Origin of the sequence: Mycobacterium sp., from assembly GCF_040509115.1 — a bacterium.
Classification (GTDB): domain Bacteria; phylum Actinomycetota; class Actinomycetes; order Mycobacteriales; family Mycobacteriaceae; genus Mycobacterium.
On record NZ_JBEVLO010000248.1, the window covers coordinates 1 to 4,295 of the forward strand.

Genomic DNA, 4,295 nt, shown 5'->3' on the forward strand with positions numbered 1-4,295 from the left:
AGACAGGAAGACGAGGAGTCCCCCACACGGGCAGCCAAAAACAACAAACAAAAACCACCAAACACACTATTGAGTTCTCAAACAACACACCCGGATTTCAGGCAACCCTGCCACTGTACTTCATCGTGGGGGCTTCGTCAATCCTCGTCCTGCCGGTCTAGGACCGGGGCCGTAGGCACTGGGTAAACACTAGCCGACGATCGCGCATACTCCAAAACCGCACCACAACGGCTGGTTTTGACCGAAAAGCTATGACACGCGCTCGATTTCGGCGCCCAAGCTGACCAGGTTCTCGACGAACAGCGGGTAGCCGCGGTCGATGTGGACGACGTCGTGAACCTCGGTGTCGCCATCTGCGACCAAGCCGGCGAGCACCAAGCCAGCGCCCGCCCGGATGTCGGACGCCCACACGGGAGCACTGGAGAGCTGAGGAATCCCACGGACCACCGCGTGATGCCCGTCGGTCCTGGCGTCCGCCCCGAGCCGGATCATCTCCTCCACGAAGCGGAAGCGGGCCTCGAACACGTTTTCGGTGATCATGGAGGTGCCGTCGGCGATGCAGGCCAGCCCGATCGCCATCGGTTGCAGGTCAGTGGGAAATCCTGGGAACGGCAGCGTCGCCACGTTGACGGCCTTGGGGCGCTCGTACTGGACGATGCGGAAGCCGTTGTCGTGCTGGGTGACCGTCGCGCCGGTGTCGTGCAACTTGTGCAGAACCAACTGCAAGTGCTGCGGATCGACACCCGTGACGGAGATGTCCCCCCGCGTCATCGCCGCGGCGATACCCCACGTCGCAGCCACGATGCGATCTCCGATCACCCGATGCTCCGTCGGATGCAGCCGGTCGACACCGGTGATCGTCATGGTCGAGGAGCCCGCGCCAGAGATCTGCGCCCCCATCTGACTGAGCATCGCGCACAGATCGATGACATCGGGCTCGCGCGCCGCGTTGTGTATCGTCGTCACGCCCTCCGCCAGGACCGCCGCCATCAGAATGTTCTCGGTGGCGCCGACGGAGGGGAACTCCAGCTGAATCTCGGCGCCCCGCAGGTGATCCGCCTCGGCGACCACACAGCCGTGCTCGATGTTGCACCGCGCACCGAGCTGCCGGAGGCCCGCCTGATGCATGTCCAACGGCCGCGATCCGATCGCATCGCCACCCGGTAGCGCCACCTTGGCCTTCTTGCACCGACCGACCAAGGGGCCCAGGACGCACACCGAAGCTCTGAACTGGCGTACGGCGGCGAAGTCGGCGTCGTACTTCGGCTCGTCTGGCGAGGTGATCAGGACCGTGTCTCCGTCGAGTTCGACGTTGGCGCCGAGCCCGCGAAGTACTTCGGCCATCAACGGCACGTCGAGGATGTCGGGGCAGTTGGTGATGGTGCTGGTGCCTTCTGCCAGCAGCGTTGCCGCCATCAGCTTGAGCACGCTGTTCTTTGCTCCTCCGACGGCTACTTCGCCTGACAACCGGGACCCGCCGGTCACCACGAATCGCTCGCTCACGCCGGTCAGTGTAAACAGCGCATGGCTCTCCGTCAGGCTCGTGCAGCAAGCCCGAGTACGGTTTCACCATGGCAGTCCACTTGACCCGCATCTACACCCGAACGGGCGACGACGGCTCGACTGGGCTGAGCGACTTCAGCAGGGTGTCCAAGAACGACCCTCGGCTCGCGGCGTACGCCGACTGCGACGAAACCAACGCGGCCATCGGTGTTGCTGTGGCGCTCGGTGCGCCGGATGAACGGTTGACGGCCTTGCTACGGCAGATCCAGAACGATCTCTTCGATGCCGGCGCCGACCTCTCCACGCCGGTGATCGCCAACCCGGAACATCCGCCGCTGCGAATCACCCAGCCCTACATCGACCGCCTCGAAAAGTGGTGCGACGAGTTCAACGAGTCGCTGCCCGCACTGAATTCGTTCATCCTCCCCGGCGGCACCGCGTTATCGGCACTGCTGCACGTGGCGCGGACCGTGGCACGTCGAGCCGAGCGATCGGCATGGCTGGCGATCGAAACGCACGGCGACTCGGTCAGCGTGCTGCCTGCCAAGTACCTCAACCGGTTGTCGGATCTGTTGTTCATTCTGTCGCGCGCGGCGAACCCGGACGGCGACGTCCTCTGGAAGCCCGGCGGATGAGCGCTTGCGCGAAGACAAAAACGACGGTTGAGCGGTTGCGCTTAGCTCGATCTGCGCCGCGCCCGCGGCGACGGCCGCGACTCGAGCCAAGAGGTGAACGCGGTCAAAGCCGCACGGTCCAAAGCGATCTCGTAGCCCCGGCGGCTCTCGGAACCGGTGTCACGTAGCTCCAGAACGACGATCTCGGCGCTCATGATGTCGAACTCGTCACCCCTTGGGGCACGGCGTGACACGACGTCGATACCGCGCCGTGAAATCCTGCGATCGGGCCACCACCGCAGGCTGGATAGCCGGTAGAAACCGGCCTCTCCCCCGCGGTAACGCACCACCCCGTGGCGCCAGCCGTGCCCACCAACTGCGGGCACGTCGCGCAGAATGGCCGCCGAGCCGCCCACCTGCCGGAGCTTCCACAACCGATAGGACAGCGCGACGACGACCAGTAACAACACGCCGACCAGCGCGGCCATGACGATCATGGACGCGCTCATCGGCAACCTAGTCGAGCTCGCCTAGGGCGCGCAGCCGCGCCCTGCCCCACGCGGCGGTGCGCTCGTCGTCGGACTCGGCATCCTGCTTGGCGTCGTCGGCATTGATCTCGGACTCCAGCTCGGCGTTCTCCACAAGGATGCGAACCGCCTCGTCCGTGACCGACAGAAACCCGCCGTCGACCGCGATGCGGAGATCGTCCTCACCCTCGCGCTCGACGCGCACCATCGCGTCGGGGACCAGCTGCGCCACCAACGGGATGTGGCGCGGCAGGATGCCGATTTCACCCGCGGTGGTGCGGGTGAAGACGAACGTGGCGTCACCCGCCCACAGCTCGCGCTCGACGGCCACGATCTCGACGTGGATTTCAGCCATCGCACACCACTCCTCTCAGTGCTCCTCGCGTGCGTAGCCTGCGAGCTAGCCCGCCAATCACAGCTTGGCGCCGAAGCTCTCGGCCTTCTTGGCCAGGTCGTCGAGGCCACCGATGAGGAAGAACGCCTGCTCGGGCAGGTGGTCGAAGTCACCCTTGGTGAGCTTGTCGAATGCTTCGATGGTTTCCTTCAGCGGAACCGTCGAACCCGGCTGGCCGGTGAATTGCTCAGCGGCCATCATGTTCTGGCTCAGGAAGCGCTCGATGCGACGCGCCCGGTTGACCAGCTGCTTGTCCTCTTCGGAGAGCTCGTCGACACCGAGAATCGCAATGATGTCCTGAAGATCCTTGTAGCGCTGCAGGACTCGGATGACTTCCTGCGCGACGCGGTAGTGCTCGTCACCGACGACGGCCGGGTCCAGGATGGTCGAGCTCGACGCCAGCGGGTCCACCGCCGGGAAGATGCCCTTCGAGAACACCGCGCGCGAGAGTTCGGTGGTGGCATCGAGGTGCGCGAACGTGGTCGCGGGCGCCGGGTCGGTGTAGTCGTCGGCCGGCACGTAGATCGCCTGCAGCGAGGTGATCGAGTTGCCGCGCGTGGACGTGATGCGCTCCTGGAGCACGCCCATCTCGTCGGCGAGGTTCGGCTGGTAGCCCACCGCGGAGGGCATGCGGCCGAGCAGCGTCGACACCTCGGAGCCGGCCTGCGTGAACCGGAAGATGTTGTCGATGAAGAGCAGCACGTCCTGGTTCTGGACGTCGCGGAAGTACTCCGCCATCGTCAGCGCGGACAGCGCGACGCGGAGGCGCGTCCCGGGCGGCTCGTCCATCTGGCCGAAGACGAGGGCGGTCTTGTCGAAGACGCCCGCCTCCTCCATCTCCCCGATGAGGTCGTTGCCCTCGCGGGTGCGCTCACCGACACCGGCGAACACGGAGACACCACCGTGGTTGGCGGCGACGCGGTAGATCATCTCCTGGATGAGCACGGTCTTGCCCACGCCGGCACCGCCGAACAGGCCGATCTTGCCGCCCTGCACGTACGGGGTCAGCAGGTCGATGACCTTGATGCCCGTCTCGAACAGCTCCGTCTTCGACTCGAGCTGGTCGAAGGCCGGGGGCTGACGGTGGATCGGCCAGCGCTCGGTGATCTCGATCTTCTCGCCCTCGACCGGGTTGAGCAGGTCGCCGGTCACGTTCCAGACGTGGCCCTTGGTGACGTCGCCCACCGGCACGCTGATCGCGGCACCGGTGTCGGTGACCTCCTGGCCGCGGACCAGGCCGTCGGTCGGCTTCAGGGC

General features: G+C 65.6%; 5 protein-coding genes. 1 reads left to right on the plus strand and 4 read right to left on the minus strand.

Annotated elements, in window-relative coordinates; translation table 11 throughout:
* Positions 1 to 249: 249 nt before the first annotated feature.
* Positions 250 to 1,503 (minus strand): UDP-N-acetylglucosamine 1-carboxyvinyltransferase, encoded by a 1,254-nt coding sequence (gene murA, locus ABW137_RS17000; protein WP_526402024.1) that lies wholly within the window; start codon positions 1,501 to 1,503, stop codon positions 250 to 252.
* A gap of 68 nt (positions 1,504 to 1,571) precedes the next feature.
* Here murA and ABW137_RS17005 point away from each other — a divergent pair, with 68 nt between their 5' ends.
* Entirely contained in the window at positions 1,572 to 2,138 is a 567-nt protein-coding gene (locus ABW137_RS17005; protein ID WP_526402026.1) for a cob(I)yrinic acid a,c-diamide adenosyltransferase, read from the plus strand.
* A gap of 41 nt (positions 2,139 to 2,179) precedes the next feature.
* Here the strand turns inward: ABW137_RS17005 and ABW137_RS17010 are convergent, their stop codons facing one another.
* The 3 genes from ABW137_RS17010 to atpD all read right to left on the minus strand — a co-directional run.
* A complete protein-coding gene (locus tag ABW137_RS17010; protein ID WP_526402028.1) occupies positions 2,180 to 2,626 on the minus strand; it encodes a DUF2550 family protein in 447 nt (148 codons plus the stop codon).
* A gap of 7 nt (positions 2,627 to 2,633) precedes the next feature.
* The gene (locus ABW137_RS17015; RefSeq protein ID WP_526402030.1) at positions 2,634 to 2,999 is read right to left on the minus strand and encodes a F0F1 ATP synthase subunit epsilon; all 366 of its coding nucleotides are present in this window, start codon (positions 2,997 to 2,999) and stop codon (positions 2,634 to 2,636) included.
* Positions 3,000 to 3,056: 57 nt separating this feature from the next.
* Positions 3,057 to 4,295 (minus strand): F0F1 ATP synthase subunit beta (gene atpD, locus ABW137_RS17020; RefSeq protein ID WP_526402031.1); only part of this gene is annotated, 1,239 nt, incomplete at its 5' end.

Bases quoted from the DNA above. Each gene is read 5' to 3' on its own strand.
- ABW137_RS17005 (WP_526402026.1), top strand. From the start codon at position 1,572: ATGGCAGTCCACTTGACCCGCATCTACACCCGAACGGGCGACGACGGC.
- ABW137_RS17010 (WP_526402028.1), bottom strand. From the start codon at position 2,626: ATGAGCGCGTCCATGATCGTCATGGCCGCGCTGGTCGGCGTGTTGTTA.
- ABW137_RS17015 (WP_526402030.1), bottom strand. From the start codon at position 2,999: ATGGCTGAAATCCACGTCGAGATCGTGGCCGTCGAGCGCGAGCTGTGG.